Source organism: Bradyrhizobium murdochi, from assembly GCF_000472965.1.
Lineage (GTDB): Bacteria > Pseudomonadota > Alphaproteobacteria > Rhizobiales > Xanthobacteraceae > Bradyrhizobium > Bradyrhizobium murdochi.
In genome coordinates this window covers 205,848-226,208 of the sequence record NZ_AXAU01000001.1, presented here as the reverse complement: position 1 = coordinate 226,208, position 20,361 = coordinate 205,848, and the positions used below count along the sequence as shown (strand labels likewise).

Genomic DNA, 20,361 nt, shown 5'->3' with positions numbered 1-20,361 from the left:
TTCAATCAAAATAGACCAAGGCTGGAGCGATTGAATGATTCGCCGCCGCAGAGGAAAGCCGTGATCCCTTCCGCCCGCGCCGCCGCATTGCGATCGACCGCACTGGCCACAAGTCTGGCGCTGGCGATCGGACTGACTTCCTTCCCCCTGGAAAGCTGGGCCAAGTCAAAGGTTCCCGTGCCGAAGCCGCGGCCGATTGCCCGCAACGTCGTTCCCAAGTCCGCGCCGACAGCGAATACCGACACCCCGGCTGCACCGACTGCGCCGGCGCATGCAGCGCCGGCCCCGCCGCCGCCTGTTCTGGCGCCTGCGACCCGCCAGCATGCTGTCGCGCCGCCCCCGCGCAGATACGCCCCAGCCGCAGTGGCCGCGACCTCCTCGACGTCTCAGGCCGACAAGGACGCGCTGGAGAAGGTCATCGAATTGGTGCGCAAGCAGAAGGCCGGCGATGCAACGCAGGTGCAAGCCACGATCTCGGATCCGGTCGCCCGCAAACTCGCGGAATGGCTGATCCTACGCAGCGATAACAACAACGCCTCGGTCGAGCGCTACCGCGCGTTTGTTTCAGCCAATCCGAGCTGGCCGTCGCAGACTTTCCTGCGCCGGCGCATCGAGGCCGCGCTATGGGACGATCGCCGCGACGATTCGACTGTCTGGTCGTGGTTCGAGAATGAATCGCCGCTCTCGGGCAAGGGCAAGTTCGCGCTGGCGAAGGCGATGCTCGCGCGCGGCGATCGCGCCAATGCCGAACGGCTGGTTCGCGAGGCCTGGCGTCACGACGGCATGTCGGAAGACACCGAGAACGCCGCGCTCGACATGTTCGGCGCACTGTTGACGGTAGGCGACCACAAGGCGCGGATGGAGACGCTGCTTTACGGCACTGAGCAGGAAACCGGCGGCATGCGCGCCGCGAAACGGCTCGGCTCAGGCCATGTGGCGCTCGCGAAAGCGCGGATCGCGGCCAACAAAAAGTCTTCCAACCTGAGGACGCTGCTTGAGGCGGTGCCGCGCGAATTGCACGGCGAAACCGGTTACATCTTCGCGAAAATCCAGCTCCTTCGCCGCGAAGAGAAGTTCAACGAGGCCGCGCAGCTCATGTTGAGCGCGCCGAAAGACCCGAACCGCCTGCACAATCTCAACGAATGGTGGATCGAGCGGCGCTTGCTCGCGCGCAAGATGCTTGATGTCGGCGAGCATCGCACCGCGTATCTGATCGCGCGGGATGCGGCGCTGCCGACGCGTGACATCTACAAGACCGAGCAGGAATTCACCGCTGGCTGGATTGCGCTGCGGTTCCTGAAAGATCCTGCGGTCGCAGCCCAGCACTTCGCGCGCATCGGCGTCGGCAGCGCGAACCCGACTGCTTTGGCGCGCGCCGGCTATTGGCAAGGCCGCGCGGCGGAAGCGGCCGGTCGCGCGCAAGAGGCCCGCGCGGCGTACGGCCGCGCGGCCGAGCAATCAACCAGCTATTATGGTCAGCTCGCCCGCGCCAAGCTCGGCCTGCCGCAGCTTCAGTTGAACGGCGTCCCGAGCGGGCGCGGCCGCAGCGTCGAGCGATTCGAGATCGTTCGCGCGGTGCAGTTGCTGTATGACCTCGACGAGCGCGAACTCGCGATCCCGATTTTCGCCGACATGGGCGAGAACGGCGATCCCGACGCCCTGGCGGGTCTCGGCGAGCTCACCTCGCGCTACCGCGACGCCCGCGGCATGCTGCTGCTCGGCAAGGCCGCGCTCAATCGCGGCCTGCCGTTCGACGTCTACGCCTATCCCATCACCGGCATCCCGTCGTTCAAGCAAATCGGACCCGAGGTCGAGCCCAGCGTCATCTATTCGATCGCGCGGCAGGAAAGCGCCTTCAATCCGGCCGTCGTCTCACCGGCCCAGGCCTACGGGCTGATGCAGGTGACGCCGGACGCCGGTCGCTACGTCTGCAAGCGGGCCGGCGTCAGCTTCGACCTTCAGCGGATGAAGACGGACTCCGTCTACAACGCCATGCTTGGCGCGGCCGAGCTCGGCGGGCTGCTCCAGGACTATCGCGGCTCCTACATTCTGACCTTCGCGGGCTACAATGCCGGTCGCGGCAGCGTGAAGAAATGGATCGAGCGCTACGGTGACCCCCGCGATCCCAAGGTCGACGCGGTCGATTGGGTTGAGCAGATCCCGTTCTCCGAGACGCGGAACTACGTGCAGCGGATCATGGAGAATCTGCAGGTCTATCGCGCGCGGTTCGGCGGTGGGACCAAGCTTCAGATTGAAGCCGACCTGCACCGCGGCGCCAGCGTCGAATAGCGGGATCATAGATCCACGCTGCGCTTGCGGCCGCTTCGCGCCGCCGAGGCCATACCTCGCTCCCATCGGCTGTTGCGCGAAACAAGCCTCGGCCGACCGGATCTATTCTGCCAAGAGTTCTGGCTCGGGCTGCTCGAAGGGATCAACCTGTGCGCTCTGGAGCGGCGTCGTTCCCGTCACTGTACCGGGCATAAGCTGGAAGGCGGGATTGAACTGCACTACGACCGAGCGCAAGTCAGCTAGCACCTTGAGATCTCCGCTAAGCTTCACCTTTCCTGAAGAAACCAGAGCGTCGAAGCTTGATTCTCCCGCCATGACTGTTTCGAGATCGGAGCGGTTCAGAGTCATGACGAGGTCAGGGTTCTTGGCCTGCCGGCCTTTGATATTAGTAAGGGTGGCATTGCTCATCTCGACAAGGTATTGCTCGTTGATATCAGGCATATCGACGTTGATGATGAACTTCATGCCTTCGGCCTTCTTGCTGTCCACGCGCACGCCAAGGAAGTCCAAGAAAAGTCCAGTGGTCATCGCGCGAACGACATCCGGACCCGCAGATTTCAGTTTCGCACCAGGCTGATACCCGTCGCGCAACTCTTTCGCCGCGGCCAGAAAGCTGTTGCGTAGACTGGGGGATTCGTACTGATAGCCGAGCTGTTCGAAACTATCGGCCAGCAAATCCTTGGCCTCCTGATTATTCGGTTCGGCATAGACGAGCTTGTTGAGGATTTCCATGCCGTGGCGGTACATGCCACGATCGAAGAGCTCGCGACCCTTGGCCATGATCCTGCTCGCGCCGCCCATCATCTCGACATAGAGCGCGGCTGAATCCGATGGTGACAGCGGCGTCAGCGTAGCCGGGTTGCAGTCCCAGTAACCGATATAGCGGTTGATAACCGCACGCGAGTTGTGAAACTCAGAACCGTGATACGAACGCGCGTACCATTTGTTCTGCAGGCTCTTCGGCGGCTGGTAGACGTTGTGTACCTCGTTGACCGTCACGCCCTGATTGGCAAGGAAGAGCACGTAGTTGTTCAGGTGAGCATATGTATCGCGTTGCCCGCGCAGGACCTCTTGAACGCGGGCGTTGCCGAAGCGCGGCCACGAATGGGAGGCGAACATGACCTCGGCTTCCTGGCCGAAGCGCCAAAGCGCCTCATTGATGTGTTTTGACCACGCAAGGGCATCGCGCACCATCGCGCCGCGTAACGTGTAGATGTTATGGATTGTCGCTGTCACATTCTCTGCCGACCAGAATGCGCGCCATTGCGGAAAATAGGTATTCATCTCCGCTGGCGATTCGGTGCCTGGCGTATTTTGAAAAACCATCGCAACGCCGTCTATCGTTAGCTCTTCGAATGCCTGCTTGATTTCTACATTCGGCGCAATGAGGCCGGTGTTACCCGCCGCGGTCGTCTTTCCGATCGATTGATCGACGTGACCATAAGGGCTTGCGGGCAGTACGGCACCATACTGATACGCCAAGCGGCGACTCATGGCGTTCCCCGCCATGACGTTTTCCGAGACTGCGTGTTCGAGAAAATGCTCGGGAGCGATGATCTTGACCTTCCCGCTCCTCACATCAGCTTCATCCACTACGCCCCGAACCCCTCCGAAATGGTCGCCATGGGCGTGCGAGTAGACCACCGCAACAACTGGGCGGCTGCCAAGCCTCTGGTTTATAAAGTCGAGGGCTGCCTTCGCGGTCTCCTTGGCGGTGAGTGGATCGAAAATGATCCAACCGGTGTTCGATTTGATGAAAGAAATGTTGGCGAGATCGAAGCCACGCACTTGAAAGATAGCATCAGGCACAACCTCATAGAGCCCGTAGCCCATGTTCAAGATTGCCATGCGCTGCAGTGAGGGATGAATGCTGTCAAAGTCCTTTCCCTGAAGCAGGAAATCGTATTTCCCAATGTCCCAGGCAACGTGGCCGGCTTCCGCTTTGATCTGCCGGTACGGCGGTGCCGCGATGAAGCCCTTTTTTGCCTCCTCGAAATCGAGCTTGTCGTCGAATGGCATTGAATTTCGCAGAGCATTCTGAATGTTGATGGTGTGAGTTGAGGGCGGCTTGCCCTTGGGGTGATAGTGATCTGGTGCGGAGGCAACCGCTTGAGCCGACGACTGTTGGGCACTTGTTGGGATGACGCCAAATGTGGATGCAGCGGCCGCCGCGGTGCCTGCCAAAAGAAGACTGCGCCGATTCAAGAGGTGGACCACATCGTCCGTCTCGAGGCTCGAATTGCCGGCAACTTTGTCAACGCCCATAGTGTCCTCCTGTCGCACACCATTGTTTGTGACGCCCAAATCGGATTGGCCGCTCGTCGCAGGGTTAGGATGAACCGCAGTGATCAAAGTATCAAAGTAGAGCCTCCGCAACGGCTCGATCGGCGCGGGTCTCTCCGCGCCCTTCAATGAGTGGTCGCCTCCAATCGGCAATCGGAAAAGGGTCTATCGACGAAAATGGCGATGCGCACTTGATGCGCTCCAGCTACGAACGCTACTTGTACACCAGCGGGGATCGCGACGGCGGTGCACCGGGTGTCGGCGGCGAGATCACGAAGGAGAGCCACACGTTCCAGCCTTGCGGCCGGTTGTCGGCGGCGAATTCGTAATATCCCTTCAGGTTGAGATATCCCTGCATCTCGCCAACCGGAAAGATGTATCCAATCTGAGGCCCCGCGGCGGCTACGCGCGATCGGAAGCAGCCGAGCCTGTCGCCTCGACCGCTGTCGCATCCGATCTGGTTGTACAGATATCCGACGAGCCCGACGTGAACCTGTTTGGACAGGAACTGAGACGCGCCCCAGTCGAGATGAAAGTCGACGCCGCTCTGGTAGTCGGTGGTCGGATTTTTGAAGTTGTAGGTGAACCCCGCGACCGCCGAGAGCTCATGGCCCTTCGTCGGGTCGAAGTATGTATAGCCCGCGCCGGCGTCGATGGCGCCATGGCCGATGCCGATATTGGACAGGCGTTTCGCATCGTAGGCACCGACCGGAATGTCTCCTCTCGTATAGACCATGAAATTGTTGACGCCCTGATTCCATTTCAGCGTCGCCATCGGGTAAAGATCGCCAACGCTCGTCAGCGCGTCGCTAACGCTAGCGGATCGCACGAAGGTGAAGGGGCCGACCATCGTCGTCAGCGTCCCGTCAATTGCGGTGCTTGTGCGCCCGAAAACGCCGGTCATGCTCACGGCCGCCTGACCTCCCAGAACAGGTGTCGCAAATGTGTAGGTTGGTGTAAGGAAAACCAGATCTCCCGTCGCCCTGAGGTTTGCTGCGAGGTTCGCCGTGACGGTCGGAGTGAACCGGCCAATCGTGATCTCACGCGCGGCCGCGACGTTGGCGCCGGCAGTCACGGACGTGTGGTAGTAGGAAGACACGAAGGAGACACCGGGTGCCGTCGGCACCGCGGCCAGGCTTCCAAACGTTCCTGGAAGCCAGAAGCTGATCCCGTCCTCGTCCGCGCTCGCAGGATCGATCGTCCCCAGAACGGCCATGACGACGATCATGGCCGCGGCTCGCGGCGAAAATGCTCGAGGACGGAAAAACGCCGGGTAGAAAAAAGATTGCTGAACACTTTTCATCGGTTATCTCCCCAAGGAGACCGATCAACCACCAATCATCATGCAACCTTTTGTGGCGCGGGACAAGTGACGAGATTACGACAAAACTTCTGATTGTGGGATTTGGGCCACACGCATGCGCCTCGGTCTTGCAGTCCGCGGCCTGTCTCGCTGCCGTATACGGAGCTTTGATTGTGGCACGGGCCTAGGTTAGTGTTTCGCGCCGCCGCGCTGGCGGGACTGCAACTATGGAGGGGCACCGTGCATCAGAACTCAGGACATCCTCAGGACTGCAATTGTTTCAACCGCCGCAATTTTCTCAAAGTAGCGAGCGGAGCGACCGCAGCCGGACTCGGTGGTGGGAGCCTGCTTTTCGCGCATGACGCACGCGCGGACGCTCTTACGAAGGAGCTGCGCGACAAGTTGGCACCCGATCAAATCATTCAGGCTATGAAAAATGGCAATGCGCGGTTTCGGAAGGGCGAAAGGAAGGAGCGCAACTATCTTCGTGAGCAGAAGGCAAGCGCCTCGGGGCAATACCCTGCGGCGGCCCTGCTCAGTTGCATCGACTCGCGAGCTCCGGCTGAAGTCATCATGGACCTCGGCATCGGGGATATTTTCAACTGTCGGGTCGCGGGCAACGTTGAAAACCCGGATATTCTTGGCAGTCTGGAGTTCGCCTGCAAACTGGCGGGTGCCAAAGTCGTGCTTGTCATGGGGCACACCGCCTGTGGTGCAATCAAAGGCGCCATCGATAACGCCGAGTTGGGCAATCTCACAGGATTGCTGGCCAAGATCAAACCCGCAGTTCAGGCGACAGCCTACACGGGCGAGCGGTCGGCGAAGAACTATGCCTTTGTGGATGCCGTTGCGCGCAAGAACGTTGAGATGACTGTGGCCAATGTCCGGAAGGACAGCCCCGTTCTGGCTGAACTGGAGGCCAAGGGTACGATCAAGATCACCGGCGCCATGTACAATCTCGAGACGGGCGCAGTGGAGTTCTTCGACTGAAGCTCGTGAAGCGGTGGAGCGGGGCCGCCTCGAGAAGATTTGGCTTGTGTCGGCTGTCGCGACCGGAATGGCTGGCACTCTCATCACTGCGCCTCACGATAGTCCGCCAAGTGACTGCACTCGATCAGAAGGTTTGGGGCCGGAAACACTGACTTGGGTACTAAGCACTCAGAGTTACCCTTTTGCTGCAGGGCTACGTTCCGCGCGAGCCCGGCTTGGTAAGGACTAATGCCCAATTGAAAAGCCAAGGATGACTTGAAGGACAACCGAAGCTTGATATAGGCTACCAACTGCAGTCACTATCTTGAATTGCTTCAAATTCGCGACTGAATCGACAGGCCTTGCCTGCGAACGGCTGACTTATGAGCATAGAGCTCGACTTGTCCGCAGCGCGAAGACTGTGTCAGGGGCGCGGCGTTGTGTTCGCGTTTTGCCTGATAGCAGGGCTTGTCCTTTTTTCGCTTGCGCCGGCTTTCGCACTCGATCATGTCTCGCTGCAACTCAAGTGGAAACATCAGTTTCAGTTCGCGGGCTATTACGCCGCGGTCGAGAAGGGATTCTATCGCGATAGCGGCTTGGAGGTCGACATTCGCGAGGGCGGCCCCGGCGTCGACGCGGGCGCCGAGGTGGCCAAAGGGGCTGCCGACTTCGGCGTGTGTACGACCAGCGTACTCGTCAATAGCGCCATGCGTGCGAACAACGTCGTCCTCGGCGTGATCTTTCAGCACTCTGCGGCGATCATCCTGGTGCCGCACCGCGCCGGCATCCATGTGATCTCTGAGTTGAAGGGGCACCGCCTGATGGATGCCCCCGGTAGCGACGATATTGCGGCGATGCTGAAGCGCGAGGGGGTCGATTACGCGGACCTGCCCCGCGTGACCCATGCCGGCGACCCGCGTGATCTGCTCAGCGGCAAAGCGGACGCCATGGTCGCATACAGCACCAACGAGCCTTACCTGTTCGAGGAGTATGGCACGCCGTATCTGTTCTTCTCGCCGCGCGCCTATGGCTTCGACTTTTACGGCGACAACCTCTGCACCTCGAAGCAGCAGGTAGCGGAGCATCCCGAGCGGGCACGGGCGTTTCGCGCTGCAAGCCTGAAGGGCTGGGCCTACGCGCTCGCCCACAAGGAGGAGATTGTCGATCTGATACGACGCAAATACTCCACACAAAAAGATCGGAAGGCGCTGCTGTTCGAAGCAGCGCGGACGGAACTGCTGATTCGGCCGCATCTCACGCCGATTGGTCATCAGAGCAGCGAGCGGTGGAAAGCCATCGCCCAGGCCTATGTCGACATTGGAATGTTGAGCGAGGCGAAGCTTCCGGACGGGCTGATCTATATGTCCGACGATGGAGGGTGGCGAGCACGGCTAGATGAGCCGAAGCTCTGGGGTCTGCTCGCGCTAGCAATTGTCTCCGTGCTGGGTTTGATCGTTTGTCGTCGGAATGCTCGCGTGTTCGGCGAACTGCGGCTTAGCGGGGTGATGTCGGGATTGTTCGTCCTTCTCAGCATTCCCGTGCTGATCTTCATCCTGGTCTACAACTACCAGCAGAACTCCGCAGCGATCAATGCGACGCTGAACGATGTCGTGACCAAAACCAAGCAGGCCAGCATCGAGGACGCAGCAAACCTCATCAATCCGGTTGCGGCGACGCTCGAGTTGCTCGCGACGGTCGCCGCGGAGGATCCCACGACTTTTAAGCAGGAAGAAAGCCGTGAGCTACTCTATCGGGCGCTCACGTCGGCACCGCAGATCGATGCAGTTTATGTCAGCTTGGAGGACGGCTATCATCGGGTCGTGACCCGGATCGATGACGATCGCAGGCGCGCCGACCCCAAGATTCCAGCGTCGGCGAACTGGCATTCCAGCTATATCGACAGCTTTTCCGGATCTCCGCGGCGCGTGCGGCACCGCACCTTCTTCGACGCCTGGCCTCACATCGTGGGCAACTACGACGTCGATACCATACTCGACATCAGGACGTTGCCCGGGTACCAAGCCGCGAAGGAAGTCCGGGCGCTGATCGTCGAGGAGCCCTCGATCAATCCGGACACCGGCTATCCCATCATCTCCGTCAGATTTCCGATCGTCAAAGACGGCGCGTTCATCGGCTGTGCCTCGGCGAATATCACGCTCAATGTGCTGTCGCGGTTTCTCACCAGTCACCGCGCCAGTGCCCGTAGCACGACGCTGATAGCCAATCCGGCCAACCGGACGATCATCGCGGCGCCAGACCTGCACAAGATCGTCCGAAAGCAGGACAACAGAGTGGAAATTGCTAAACTGGACACCATTGCCGACGAGAACGTGCGCGAAGCCTATCGGCTGCACAGTGAGACAAACCGCGACGACTTCCTGTTCCGCTCGCTGCAGAGCGGCGAAGAAATCAGCGCGTCGTTTGCGCCGTTTCCCGGCAGTTTCGGCAAGCCGTGGGAAGTCATCACCCTGACGCCGACCGACGACTTTGTCGGAACCCTCAAACGAACGAATCAGCAGATGATCATTCTGATCACGGCGCTGACCGGCATCGAGCTGCTGCTGATCTATGTGTTCTCGCGGCGACTGTCGCGCCCGATCGAAGGCGTGTCGCGGGAATTGCGTTTGGTCGAGGATCTCACGTTCTCGCACGCGACCCCGCCATCATCCAACATCAAGGAGATCAAGGAGCTGCAAACCGCGGTTTCGCTGTTCGAGACATCGCTGCGCTCGTTCTCTTCGTTCGTGCCACTGGATGTGGTCCGCAAGCTGATCAAGACTGGAACCCCGCTGACGCTCGGCGTCGAACAGCGCTTCCTGACAGTGCTTTTCACTGATCTGCAGGATTTTTCCAGCCTGTCGGAGCAAATGGCGCCCAATGATCTGCTCGCGCAACTCTCGGTTCATTTCGAAGCCGTCTCGCAGGCGATCGCGGAGGAGTCCGGAACTGTCGACAAGTTCATTGGTGACGGCATCATGGCGTTCTGGGGCGCGCCCGCGTATCGCGATGATCACGCGCTGCGTGCCTGCTGCGGCGCGATGCGGGCCACGCGGCGGATGCAACAGATTAACGCGGACTGGAGCAGGCAGGGGCGACCGTCCTTGCATCTTCGCATCGGCCTGCATTGCGCGGATGTGCTGGTCGGCAATGTCGGCTCAAGCGAGCGGCTGAGCTATACGGCGATGGGAGACGGGGTGAACGTCGCGGCGCGACTGGAAGGGATCAACAAGACATTCGGTACCACGATCTGCATCAGTGACAGCGTCGTCGAAACCGTCAAGGCGAACATCGTAGCAAGGCCGATCAGGAAGGTTCGGGTCAAAGGTCGCAAGCGCGAGTTCATGATTTACGAGCTTCTTGGCATCAGAGCCAGCGATGATCCCGAGCTGAAGGTATCGGACGATGCAGCGAGAATGTGCGATATGACGCGGGAAGCCTCGTTGTACTTCGAGCGCGGCGAATTGGATCACGCCGCCCGCCGCTACGAAGACATTCTGAGAGCCTTTCCGGACGATGGTGTTGCAAAATCAATGCTCGCCGCGTGCCTTCCGCCGGCCGAGGCTACGACGATCGCGGCTCCGGCAAAATGAGCCGTAGAGAGAAATCCGCGTGCGGCGCGACCGAGCGCCAGGTGCACCTTCACCCCCGCCGGAACAACGATCACCATGTGTTTGTGTTTCTTGCGGTGGTGCCGTGAAGTAGAAGGCAGATTCGTACAAGCAAGCTTCCGGCGCACGGTACAAAGAAAACCCCCGGCAGTTGCCTGCCGGGGGTTCTCCTAGTGTTTCAAGTCTTTCGGGATCAGAAGTTACGCTGAGCGCGAACGTTCAGGAACACAGTGCTCTGGTCCTTGTACTCGTAGAGCGCGACCGGCTTGGGAGCCGCAGGTGCCAAAATGCTTCCACCCGTGAACTTCTGGTCGAGGAAGAATGCACCGACTTCAGCCGAGAACGTCAGGTTCCTGACGGGAGTCCAGCGCGTGGTCACGCCGACCTGAGCGACGTTGAAGTCCGGGTTACAGCTAAAGTCCGCAGTCTTGGTACCCAGGCCACCCGTTGCAGCGACATAAGCGGAGCACAGAGCCCCCTTGGCGGAGGTCAGATCACCAACGTCGCCGTCATACCGGACCTGAGCGTAGCTGCCCCAAAGGCTGGTCGACCAGTAGGGATCCCAGTTGTGGTTGAAGGCACCACGGACACCCCAAGCGTTCGTCAGGATCAGGCCCTGCGTGGCACCGCCACCGAAGCCACCCGAGTAGACGGCGTCAGTTACGGCACCGAATCCGATGCTCTGATAGCCACCCGCAAGACCGGTGTCACCGAACATCAGAAACTGCGGCGAAGCGCCGGAGGTCGAGATCACCGACTTGGTGGAACCCTTGGCGAAAGTGGCGTCGATCTTGAAGTCGTCGCCAGCACCGGTCGGCAGATTCTTGATCTGCAACGCGGCCATCACCGCACCGCCCCACTTGCTTTCGGGGTGACCGCTGATCTCAGACAAGGCGTTCGGAGTAGCGGTCCCAGGGTTCAGCACGTTGTAGGAAGCGTTCACGAGGTGCGCCAAACCACCGATCTGGAACAGACCCCAGGCCTGGTCGACGCGGATGTTGCCGACGATGTCCGGAGAACGCACGCCGCCGTAGGCTTGCGCCGGCACGCCGCTTCCGGTAGCCGGGAGGCCAACCGAAATGTTACCGACAACGGTGCGGTTGTACACGGTCGGTTCATCCAAACCGATGGTGGCCGACACGCCGTTGCCGAACTGAGCCTGGTACTGGATGTTGTTGACGCCGGTCACGTAGTCCGGACCGCCCATCAGGAACGAGTTGTTGTTGCCCGGATAGCCGTTCCAGGGCGACGCAAAGGCCGAAACCGACTTACCGAAGGTGAAGCCCGCGAACTGCAGGAAGATCTGGTCAACCGCGACATAGCCCGCGCCGGCGGCGTCAAGCAAGTTCGTGTTGTTGCCGAGGTTGGTCGCAAGCGAGTTCGGATTGAACGTGGTGTTGCCGAGCGTGCTGAACTGGATGTTGGCCTGACCGAAGGTGCGGACAACGCCGTATTCAGTGGCGGTGCGGGTATCAACCGTCAGCGCCAAACGGGAACGGGCCGCGAAGTAATTGGCGTAGCGGTTGCCCTGACCGATGTCACCGCTCCACGCCGGGCCGCCATAGATGCCGCCGTTGAACGTGGTGTCAATGCGCAGATAACCACCGATCTTCATGCAGGTGTCGGTGCCCGGGATATACCAGAAACCAGCACCATACAGGGAGCAGATCCTCACGTATTCGACCGCTTTGGCCTTTACGGGAAGATCGGCCGCCTGCGCCCCGCTCATGGCGAGCAGACCCGCCGCTGAGCCGAGAATTAGGCTCTTAACCATCTTCATATTAAACCTCCAAGTTGCTCTGTAGGGAAGGTTCCGGATCCGCTGGGTGAAACACCCTAAGGTTGGTTCCCTTGTCCCCTGAAACCCGCTTAGTCGCTTCGCGCCTTCGGACACTCCCGCATGAACGCGAGGGACTTAAGCGAACCACCTAAAACGGGACGACCTCGGGATGCCCCCCTCCGTCGCCCGATCACAATTACCGAGGACTTCTGCACACGCAATAAAGGAACCGCTTCGAACGGCCCGGCTTCGCCCCTTTTCCGAAGGGTGTTGCACAAATAACACGTATTTGTGATCGAAGTTTTTCTGCAAGCTATTGTTTATATTGAAGATTTTTCAATAGCTTCAGTTGACACCCCGATTGGGCCGTGCGCAGCGCAGCAAGCGGTTGCGCGTGTCACGAGCCCTCTTTCTCGCGTCGAATCGAGATGCGATCGCCGAATCCCCGACCGCGGAATCACGCACATTATAAAGACAACGGTTGCAGCCCATCGGACGTCGGAGGCTGCCGGGGAACCGCAAGGCGGGTCAATTCGCACCAATTACGAACGCTGAAGCGGGCGCCTCACCGCCGACAGAGGTGCATTCCAGCCGGTCGGTGCCGGCCATATACCGGCCATATGCGACCTCAAGACCACAAAGCCCGGAAGATGCGCCCTAAACGCGCGCCGTGGGATGCGGACCGTCGTGGGAATGCACGCGAAACGGCAGCGCCTTTAAATAGCCCCGGCGTAACCTGAATCTGCCGCTTGCGGCTCGCCCTCGCGTCGGGCATATCCGCCCTCATGGAGCTGTGGCCGAGTGGCTGAAGGCGGCGGTTTGCTAAACCGTTATAGGGTTGTAAAGCCCTATCGAGGGTTCGAATCCCTCCGGCTCCGCCACCCGCCTTCGCGTGCGCTTCGGCGTGGCATGCCCCGCGACGGAGCGCACGCGAAGGCGGGTGCCATAGCTGCGAAGCAGCGACGGCGGGCCGCTCGCCCTGGCTAGGCCACTTCCTTCTTAGCTCCGTCCAAGTAGCGGCTCTCGATCGCGAAGCGATAGCGTCGTCCCATGCAATTCGCCATGGAGGACAGCAAGAAGAAAGAAGAATTCGAAGCGCTCCTTGGTGACGGCGAGAACACGCCCGAACTTGGTCCGATAGAAGACCACCTTCACGCCATCGCGACTGAACCGGACCTTCCTGATTACGCCATCGCAGTTTGTACGGCGAGAATCGAAGAAGCCGCGCCGATTGCGCGCCGTCCTCGAGAGGGCTGCGGATGGGGAGGCGTTGTCAGGCGATGAAAGCCTGCTGCTGTTCCGCGGGCTTCATATCCTGGGCGGAGCTCATAATCGTGAAGCGTGCCAGCCGCTGCTGCGTCTGCTGCGCCGACCCTATGAAGATGTCGACCTCCTGCTGGGCGACACCGTCACCGAGAGCCTGGCCAAAATCGTCGCTGGCGTATTCGATGGCGATACCGTCGGCTTGTTGACCTTGGTCGCTGACAGCTCGATCGACGGATTCATCCGTGAAGCGTTGTTTGGCGCAGCGACCTTCCTCGCATGGGAGCACCGCATCGAGCGCGATCGGCTAAAGGGATTTCTTGTCCGGTTCCGTGAGGAACGGCCGGCAGAAGAAGGCGATCAGGCCTGGGTCGGCTGGCTGCGGGCGATCGCCCTGCTCGGCGTGTGCGATCTGGTGCCGCTGGTTGACAAGGCCTTTCGCGAAGACCGTATCCCCGAGTGGATCGATCGCTCTCAGTTCGATGAGGATCTTGCCGACGCCGAAAGCGCGCCCAACGACATCGACCGGTTCACACAGGTCAACCTGGGTTACATCAAGGATGTGCTCGAATCGCTGGATTGGACGCGCGGGTCCGAAGACGACGTGTTCGAAGGGGGCGATGAGAAATCGCCTTGGGCCGATTTCGTGCATCCGAACGAGCCGGTCAGAAATCCCTGGCGCCACGTCGGACGTAACGATCCGTATCCCTGCGGGAGCGGCAAGAAAGCCAAGAAATGCTGCCTTGCCAACGGAGAGCCGCCGGCGTGACGCCGGCGACTTTTTAATGCGCGGTCATCCACGCACGCGCCTCGCGCTGTGCGGTGGCGATTTCGGCATCCGACATCATGGCGGCGACCTCGCGGCGCATCGAGATTGCATCCGCACGTCCCTTCAGCGCGGCGAGATTGAACCATTTGTGGGCCGCGACGAGATTGACCACGCCGGACCGGCCGCTCGCCCAGTAAAGGCCGCGCTCGAACAGCACGTCCGGAATAGCGGTCGCTTCCACCGGAATTGCGTTGTCGAGATCGATCTGCCCCTGAAACATCTGTAGCTCCCCTTCTTATCGTTGCCGCCCTCCCCCGAGCGCGGCCCCTGTCCACTGTTGACATCCCCGGCGCCGAACCGCCCACACTTTGGCGGATCATGCGCGTGCCGTTGTCCGGTCTGTTGTTGGGATGATCATGGCCGAACAAATTTGAAGGGCAGTTTAAGGTTCGCGATGAACGGGGTGTAAACGCGCACTTTGCGCCGTTGAACACGGAATCGCAGAAGTATCTGCGGCACAGGGAGAAGTGGCCAATCGTGAAAGTCGGTTTACCCTGCGGTTTCGCGGAACGATAACCATTGCGGCCAATGTCGGTGCCATCATCACCCGTCACCCGATCGGGCGTTGACGGTTCCAGCAGGTGACCCGGCGTCGCGCAGCGCTGCGGTCATGCAGGAGTTCAAGGCGTGCCTGCCACCGAAACGCGCCTGAATCGGCACCGAACCGCCGGGGCCTACGAACAATGAAGGGAGTTTGGCAAACTCAGTGCCGGGCGCCTGATGCGCGGGCTTGTCGGAGCGCTGCAGCGAAAGCGGGCGTTCCGGGGGGCGAGTACGCCCCAGGGGAACGAGGGCGTCGGCGAACACGTCAGGACCAGATTTCAAGCCGGGCTTTTGGCCCCGATGAAATTGCGGGCAGTTAAGGATACCCGCACCGAACGAAGAAAACCTGTTTCTTCTGCCGGACCGGTTTGAAAGAGCAAGCTCTTCCGAAATACGATCCAGCCGTTTGACCTGATGTCTCGCCGACACCCTCTTTCGTCGACCAGAGCCTTCAGCGTTTCGTCTTGGGGCTCGGGTGACGCGCCGGCATCGAACCGCCGGCAATTTTCAAAGAAGCGAACTTACTTCTTCTTCTTGGCGACCTTGCGGGTCTTCTTCGCAGTCTTCTTCACTGCGCTCTTCGCTTTCTTCGCCTTCTTAGCCTTCTTAGCCATGTTGCCCTCCTAATGTAGTGAGATGGCTCGTTAGTCGCTGCGTGCACTCGGGAATCGAGATGCACTACATCCCGAATACACCAACACATTCAAAAAAACAGCGTCCCACTTAAGGAAGTGTTGACGCGGCGATCGGAGCACGCGCGAAGCACTTCGTTCGATGGCACAACGATCGATGCGCACGTCGATGCAAAAAGTGCCGCAACGACCTACATCGGCGTTTGTCAAGATTGCAAGAAGCGCCTGTGCCGCAGCACTTTCTTGAATTCGCGCAAACCACGTTCGATGCACACTCGATGTCGTCGCGACTCACTGATGCCGCCGAAACCTCACGTGCGCGGACTCTGAGTCGCAAATTTTGGCAATAAAAAAATTTTCGTGGGCAGAGGGTTGGCGTCTCATCGCCGCTCGCCAAAACCGAACTTTTTTGCGAATCGCGAACACCGATTCGCAACTGCGCTATCGGGCGCGCGGGTGAAGTTCAGATCGCGATGGACGATCGAAACACGCTCGCGCGCATCAATCAACGACGGAGTCGTCCCGTTACGGGACGCCTCAGATGCCGAGCTTCGTCTTCAGGAGATCGTTGACTGCTTGCGGATTGGCCTTGCCGCCGGACTGCTTCATCACCTGGCCGACGAACCAGCCGGCGAGCTGCGGCTTGGCCTTCGCCTGCGCGACCTTGTCCGGATTGGCGGCGATGATGTCGTCGACGACCTTCTCGATCGCGCCCAAGTCAGTGACCTGCTTCATGCCGCGCGCCTCGACCAGCTCGCGCGGATCGCCGCCTTCGGTCCAGACGATCTCGAACAGGTCCTTTGCGATCTTGCCGGAGATCGTGCCCTCGCCGATCAGGCTGACGATCGCGGCCAACTGCGCCGCCGACACCGGCGACGCCGTAATGCCATGGCCTTCCTTGTTGAGGCGTCCGAACAGCTCGTTGATCACCCAATTGGCGGCGAGCTTGCCGTCGCGCGCCTTGTCCGCAAGTCCATCCAGCACTGTCTCATAGAAGACTGCGCTCTCGCGCTCGGCCACCAGCACGCCGGCATCGTAGGGCGACAGGCCGAGGCTCTCGATGAAGCGCGCCTTCTTCTGGTCCGGCAATTCCGGCAGCTTCGCCTTGAGCTCATCGACATAGCTTTGCGTGAACTCGAGCGGCAGCAGGTCGGGATCGGGGAAATAGCGATAGTCGTGCGCCTCTTCCTTGGAGCGCATCGATCGCGTCTCGCCCTTGTTGGGATCGAACAGGCGCGTCTCCTGGTCGATCGTGCCGCCATCCTCGATGATCTCGATCTGACGCCGGGCCTCGTACTCGATCGCCTGGCCGATGAAGTTGATCGAGTTCATGTTCTTGATTTCGCAGCGGGTGCCGAGCGGCCCGCCGGGCTTACGTACGGAAACGTTCACATCGGCGCGCAACGAGCCCTTCTCCATGTCGCCGTCGCAGGTGCCGAGATAGCGCAGGATCGAGCGCAGCTTGGTCACATAGGCCTTGGCCTGCTCGGCGTCGCGGATGTCGGGTTTCGACACGATCTCCATCAGCGCCACGCCGCAGCGGTTGAGGTCGACACAGGACATGGTCGGCGACTGGTCGTGCAGCAACTTTGCGGCATCCTGCTCCAGGTGCAGCCGCTCGATGCCGATGGTGGCGGTTCTGCCGCCGTCGAGTTCGACCACGATCTCGCCCTCGCCCACCACGGGCGACTTGTACTGGCTGATCTGGTAGCCCTGCGGCGAGTCCGGATAGAAATAGTTTTTTCGGTCGAACACCGAGCGCAGGTTGATCTTGGCGTTAAGGCCGAGCCCGGTTCGGACAGCCTGCTTGACGCATTCCTCGTTGATGACCGGCAGCATGCCCGGCATCGCGGCATCGACCAGCGACACATGGCTGTTCGGCTCGCCGCCGAATTCGGTCGAAGCGCCGGAGAACAGCTTTGACTTCGAGGTGACCTGGGCGTGCACCTCCATCCCGATCACGACTTCCCAGTCGCCGGTCTGGCCCTTGATCAATTTTCCCGGTTTGACTGACACGGTCATGCTTTTCCACCTCCGAGCAGCGCGGACACGATCCGCTCCCATTCGGCTTCCAGAGTATCCTTTGCCACCGGCTGGCCGGCCTGGCGATACCAGTAGCCGGCGTTGCCGAGATCGCCTTCGACCCGGTGCAAATAGGCATGCACCCAGGCGGCGTTCGCATCGCTCTCGTCCTGAACGATCTTGTGCGCTCGATCCCAATCGCCCTTGGCCGCCCACCACAACGCGGCCAGCGGTGGCTCGAGGCCTGGCGCTGGGGCTGCATCCGTCAGGCTGGCGCGGAAATTCGGCATGTCACCACCAGCGCGGCGGCGTGAAACGGCCGGCCGCCTGCTCCACGACTTCGCCGAGCGAGAACAGCGTCTCCTCATCGAACGGACGGCCGATCAACTGCAGTCCAAGCGGCAGTCCCTGCGCATCCTTGCCGGCCGGCACGGCGATGCCCGGCAGCCCCGCCATGTTCACCGTCACCGTGAAGATGTCGTTGAGATACATTTCGACTGGATCGGCGCCGCCTTTTTCGCCGACGCCGAAGGCGGCCGAGGGCGTCGCGGGCGTCAGGATTGCGCTGATGCCCTTGGCGAAGCAATCTTCAAAATCCCTCTTGATCAGGGTGCGGACTTTTTGCGCGCGCAGATAATAGGCATCGTAATAGCCGGCCGAGAGCACATAAGTGCCGATCATGACGCGGCGGCGCACTTCATCGCCAAACCCTTCCGCGCGGGTGTTCTCGTACAACTCGCCTATGCTGCGGCCCGGCACGCGCAGGCCGTAGCGTACGCCGTCGTAGCGCGCGAGGTTGGACGAGGCTTCCGCCGGCGCCACAATGTAATAGGCCGGCAGCGCGTATTTGGTGTGCGGTAGCGACACCTCGACCAGTTCGGCGCCGGCCGCTTTCAGCCATGCCGCGCCTTCGGCCCAGAGCTTTTCGATCTCCGCCGGCATGCCGTCGAGGCGATACTCCCTGGGGATACCGATCTTCATGCCCTTCACGGACTTGCCGATGGCGGCTTCGTAATCGGGCACGCCGATGTCGACCGAGGTCGTGTCCTTTGGGTCGTGGCCCGCCATCGAGCGCATCAGGATCGCGGAATCGCGCACCGTGCGCGCGATCGGACCGGCCTGGTCAAGCGAGGACGCGAACGCCACGATGCCCCAACGCGAGCAGCGGCCGTAGGTCGGCTTGACGCCGACGGTTGCGGTGAAGGCGGCTGGCTGGCGGATCGAACCGCCGGTGTCGGTCGCCGTCGCGCCCATGCAGAGCAGCGCTGCCACCGCGGATGCCGATCCACCGGACGAGCCACCCGGCACCAGCGTGGTGTTGGAGCCCTCGCGCCGCCACGGATTGACCACCGGGCCGAAGCACGAGGTCTCGTTCGACGAGCCCATCGCGAATTCGTCGTTGTTGAGCTTGCCGAGCATCACGGCGCCGTCGCGCCAGAGCTGCGAGGTCACGGTCGATTCATATGGCGGCACGAAGTTGCCGAGGATCTTCGAGCACGCGGTGGTGCGCACATCTTTCGTTGCGAACAGATCCTTGATGCCGAGCGGAATGCCGGCAAGCGGCCCGCCCTCGCCCTTGGCAATCTTCGCATCGACCGTACGCGCCATCGCACGCGCCTGGTCGGGCGTTTCCAGCACGAAGGCATTGAGCGAACGCGCCGCTTCAATCGCGGCGAGATGCGCGTTCGTCAGTTCAAGCGAGGTGAAAGACTTGCTCGCGAGGCCCTCGCGGGCCTCCGCGATCGTCAGAGATGTCAGGTCGGTCATTTATTGATCGGGCTACAGAAGAACGGAGAAAGTGTCTTGTCGTTGGCAGGGCTATTCGATTGGTCGGCGCGCGCCTTGTCGGCTGCCTCGAGCTGATCGAGCACGGCATCCATCGCCTTGTCGGGATCGGCGGCCTTGCCCTGCCGCTCCATCGCGTCGAGATAGTTCATGTAGGCCTGATAGGCCTTTTCATCGTCGCAGAGCAGACACATCGGACTTCCGATCTCAAAACAGAGTAGATGTTATTCCACCACCTTTGGCACCAGGAAGAAATGGTTTTGCGTCTCCGGTGCATTCCTGACGATGTCGTCGGGAATCTCGCCGTCAATGACCACATCCTGCCGCTTCTTCATTTCCATTGGGGTCACCGAGGTCATCGGCTCGACGCCGTCGATGTTCACTTCCGAAAGCTGCTCCACGAAAGCCAGCATGGTGTTCAGCTCGCCCTGGAGATGGGGAACCTCGGCCTCGGTGACCGCAATCCGCGCCAGATGCGCGATGCGGCGGACGGTGGCGGCATCAACGGACATAAATATAGGCCTCAAACGGGGAATTCGCACTCGCCGTATAGCAGAGGCTGCTTTTGCGCCGCAACCGCGGGAACAGGCGGCCGCAGGCGCATTCGGTCGCCCTCGCCCTGATGGACAAGATTTTGTGTGCGAAGCGCAGATTTCTTGCGCAAAAGCGCCCCGACGCAACCATTTTTATCGATTGACGTAGTCGTCCTGAAACAGTCGGGGGATGAAAGTCGCGGCCGGAACATCGGGAGGCCGTGTGATGTCGACCATCGAAAATGACCGCGCCGGATCGGAAAGCTGGGATCCGGCCCTCTGGTCCATCGGGACCGTTCTCGGCGTCGCGATCGTCTACCTCGCCTGCTTAACCTGACCCAAACGGGAGGAGAGCCATGTCCCAGGCTAAAATCCTGCGGGAAAAGGCGGAAATGTTCGAACGCCGCGCCGAAAATGCGACCGACCCCATCTCCAAGCAGCACTACAAGGAGATGGCCGCGCACTACCGCTCGCTGGCCGCGGAGCATCTGGACGTCAGGCGCGACGAACCGGCGCACTGAG

15 protein-coding genes and 1 tRNA gene are annotated in these 20,361 nt (G+C 60.8%); 7 read left to right on the top strand and 9 right to left on the bottom strand.

Annotation, left to right across the window (positions count from 1 at the left end):
* Positions 1–60: 60 nt before the first annotated feature.
* Entirely contained in the window at positions 61–2,289 is a 2,229-nt protein-coding gene (locus YUO_RS0101190; RefSeq protein ID WP_430649523.1) for a lytic transglycosylase domain-containing protein, read from the top strand.
* 102 nt (positions 2,290–2,391) lie between these two features.
* Here the strand turns inward: YUO_RS0101190 and YUO_RS0101185 are convergent, their stop codons facing one another.
* Both YUO_RS0101185 and YUO_RS0101180 read right to left on the bottom strand, forming a co-directional pair.
* Positions 2,392–4,554 carry an alkyl/aryl-sulfatase gene (locus tag YUO_RS0101185; RefSeq protein WP_083754425.1) on the bottom strand — a complete coding sequence of 721 codons (2,163 nt, stop codon included), beginning with the start codon at positions 4,552–4,554 and terminating at the stop codon, positions 2,392–2,394.
* A 232-nt stretch (positions 4,555–4,786) separates the two neighbouring features.
* Positions 4,787–5,800: a SphA family protein gene (locus YUO_RS0101180; protein WP_051379170.1), complete on the bottom strand. Its 1,014-nt coding sequence runs from the start codon at positions 5,798–5,800 to the stop codon at positions 4,787–4,789.
* Between the two features lie 315 nt (positions 5,801–6,115).
* Between YUO_RS0101180 and YUO_RS0101175 the strand changes: the two genes are divergently transcribed.
* Together YUO_RS0101175 and YUO_RS43565 are read left to right on the top strand one after the other, a co-directional pair.
* Positions 6,116–6,865, top strand: coding sequence for a carbonic anhydrase family protein (locus YUO_RS0101175; RefSeq protein WP_028345644.1), 750 nt, complete (start codon positions 6,116–6,118; stop codon positions 6,863–6,865).
* 380 nt (positions 6,866–7,245) lie between these two features.
* On the top strand, positions 7,246–10,434 hold the full coding sequence (locus YUO_RS43565; protein WP_198027954.1) for an ABC transporter substrate-binding protein: 3,189 nt from the start codon (positions 7,246–7,248) through the stop codon (positions 10,432–10,434).
* A gap of 211 nt (positions 10,435–10,645) precedes the next feature.
* Here YUO_RS43565 and YUO_RS0101160 read toward each other — a convergent pair whose 3' ends face one another.
* Complete coding sequence (locus YUO_RS0101160) at positions 10,646–12,232, bottom strand: porin (RefSeq protein ID WP_028345642.1); 1,587 nt, start codon at positions 12,230–12,232, stop codon at positions 10,646–10,648.
* Positions 12,233–13,019: 787 nt separating this feature from the next.
* On the opposite strand from YUO_RS0101160, the gene YUO_RS0101155 reads away from it, so the two are divergent.
* From YUO_RS0101155 to YUO_RS46965, 3 genes are all read left to right on the top strand, one after another.
* A tRNA-Ser gene (locus tag YUO_RS0101155) sits at positions 13,020–13,113 on the top strand.
* Positions 13,114–13,282: 169 nt separating this feature from the next.
* A complete protein-coding gene (locus YUO_RS46970; protein WP_051379168.1) occupies positions 13,283–13,516 on the top strand; it encodes a hypothetical protein in 234 nt (77 codons plus the stop codon).
* On the top strand, positions 13,464–14,264 hold the full coding sequence (locus tag YUO_RS46965; protein ID WP_198027953.1) for a DUF1186 domain-containing protein: 801 nt from the start codon (positions 13,464–13,466) through the stop codon (positions 14,262–14,264). The genes YUO_RS46970 and YUO_RS46965 overlap by 53 nt, the downstream gene beginning before the upstream one ends.
* Before the next feature lie 13 nt (positions 14,265–14,277).
* On the opposite strand, the gene YUO_RS0101140 is transcribed toward YUO_RS46965, so the two are convergent.
* From YUO_RS0101140 to gatC, 6 genes are all read right to left on the bottom strand, one after another.
* Positions 14,278–14,544 (bottom strand): hypothetical protein, encoded by a 267-nt coding sequence (locus YUO_RS0101140; RefSeq protein WP_028345640.1) that lies wholly within the window; start codon positions 14,542–14,544, stop codon positions 14,278–14,280.
* Between the two features lie 1,492 nt (positions 14,545–16,036).
* Positions 16,037–17,521 carry an Asp-tRNA(Asn)/Glu-tRNA(Gln) amidotransferase subunit GatB gene (gene gatB / locus YUO_RS0101130; RefSeq protein ID WP_028345639.1) on the bottom strand — a complete coding sequence of 495 codons (1,485 nt, stop codon included), beginning with the start codon at positions 17,519–17,521 and terminating at the stop codon, positions 16,037–16,039.
* Entirely contained in the window at positions 17,518–17,811 is a 294-nt protein-coding gene (locus tag YUO_RS0101125) for a hypothetical protein (RefSeq protein ID WP_028345638.1), read from the bottom strand. Before YUO_RS0101125 ends, gatB begins: the two co-directional genes overlap by 4 nt.
* Before the next feature lies 1 nt (position 17,812).
* The gene (gene gatA / locus YUO_RS0101120) at positions 17,813–19,288 is read right to left on the bottom strand and encodes an Asp-tRNA(Asn)/Glu-tRNA(Gln) amidotransferase subunit GatA (RefSeq protein WP_028345637.1); all 1,476 of its coding nucleotides are present in this window, start codon (positions 19,286–19,288) and stop codon (positions 17,813–17,815) included.
* Positions 19,285–19,500 (bottom strand): hypothetical protein, encoded by a 216-nt coding sequence (locus YUO_RS0101115; RefSeq protein WP_028345636.1) that lies wholly within the window; start codon positions 19,498–19,500, stop codon positions 19,285–19,287. Before YUO_RS0101115 ends, gatA begins: the two co-directional genes overlap by 4 nt.
* A gap of 30 nt (positions 19,501–19,530) precedes the next feature.
* Positions 19,531–19,818: an Asp-tRNA(Asn)/Glu-tRNA(Gln) amidotransferase subunit GatC gene (gatC, locus tag YUO_RS0101110; RefSeq protein WP_028345635.1), complete on the bottom strand. Its 288-nt coding sequence runs from the start codon at positions 19,816–19,818 to the stop codon at positions 19,531–19,533.
* Between the two features lie 377 nt (positions 19,819–20,195).
* Between gatC and YUO_RS45865 the strand changes: the two genes are divergently transcribed.
* Positions 20,196–20,360 carry a hypothetical protein gene (locus YUO_RS45865; RefSeq protein WP_156433911.1) on the top strand — a complete coding sequence of 55 codons (165 nt, stop codon included), beginning with the start codon at positions 20,196–20,198 and terminating at the stop codon, positions 20,358–20,360.
* Position 20,361: the final 1 nt, after the last annotated feature.